The 1,102-nt window shown below is 40.2% G+C and carries 2 protein-coding genes; both read right to left on the bottom strand.

The genetic code is table 11. The features are described from left to right. On the bottom strand, nucleotides 1–284 hold a 284-nt coding region (locus PX482_RS15920; protein WP_288122672.1), incomplete at its 3' end, for a hypothetical protein. Between the two features lie 85 nt (nucleotides 285–369). After that, nucleotides 370–1,102: DUF4351 domain-containing protein (locus PX482_RS15915; protein ID WP_288122670.1), on the bottom strand; the 733-nt coding region annotated here is incomplete at its 5' end.

Below are 1,102 nucleotides of genomic sequence, written 5' to 3'. Positions count from 1 at the left end.
GCTAATAAGGGTTGTTGATGACGGTGAGCTTCTCTTTGTAATTGTTCCCGCACAGTCAACAGTTTAGATAAACAAGCGAGAATTCCCTCAATCGTGACAGGATTGCGATAGGGTTCCAATAGACAAGGGGTTTGAGCTAATTTGCCCAATAGGCCTAATTCGGGCGGCATTTCTGGGGAAGTCGGTCGAAAATACACATCGATTTCTTGAGTTTCTGCCGTCACATCAAGGCTAGTTTTCACGTCACCGGAAGAAGAGAGAAAGGTTTCGAGGTAGTCTTTCACTAAATTTATCCCAAAGAAAGCGAGTCAAGACCTAAGTTATTAAATCAGTGATGATGATTATTTTATCATCTTCAAAGCTTATTTATTAGTTCAGCCAATTAATTAAGTCAGCTTGACTCTTAAAGTCTAGCAATGCTTCTCCTAAGTCTTCTAATTTTTCTACTGAGAGTTTTTGGATAGTTTCAGTAATATGCGGGGGCAGTTCACCAAAACGTCGGTTAAGCAAGCGTAGCACTAGGTTGGCTTCTCCTTTTTGAAGTCCGATAGCTTCTCCTTCTTGAATGCCTTCGATTCTGCCTTTTTGAAGTCCGATAGCTTCTCCTTGTTGAATAGCTTTTTCTCTATCTTGTTCGTATAAAGGGGCTAAACGCATAATAAATTTACTCTCCTCCTGGGTTCTTTTGGGTAAGGCTTGCAAGTTTCTACTCAAATTGTATAATAATTTTAAGGAAGCTGATTTAAAGGGATGACTAGAAGACAAGGCCTCTAATTCATCAATCGCTCTGCTTCTGGTTCCTCCTCTGCCTAATAATCTTAACCAAAGGGTTTCAGGGGTTTCGGGTAATTGATGCAGGACAATAAGGGATGTATTTAATGCTGGAGGTAAAAAATAAATTCCTTCTCCCCAATCTGGGTTATTGAGAGCGGAAAAAGCAGTTATAATTCTTTGACTGGCCGTAGGAGTTAGTATCCATAGTCTAGGAATATTTTCTGCTAATAAGGGTTGTTGATGACGGTGAGCTTCTCTTTGTAATTGTTCCCGCACAGTCAACAGTTTAGATAAACAAGCGAGAATTCCCTCAATCGTGACAGGATTG

The organism is Microcystis sp. M53602_WE12 (assembly GCF_030065455.1).
GTDB lineage: Bacteria > Cyanobacteriota > Cyanobacteriia > Cyanobacteriales > Microcystaceae > Microcystis > Microcystis aeruginosa.
The sequence above is the reverse complement of the archived record's forward strand: the minus strand, read 5'-3'. Positions and strand labels throughout refer to the sequence as shown.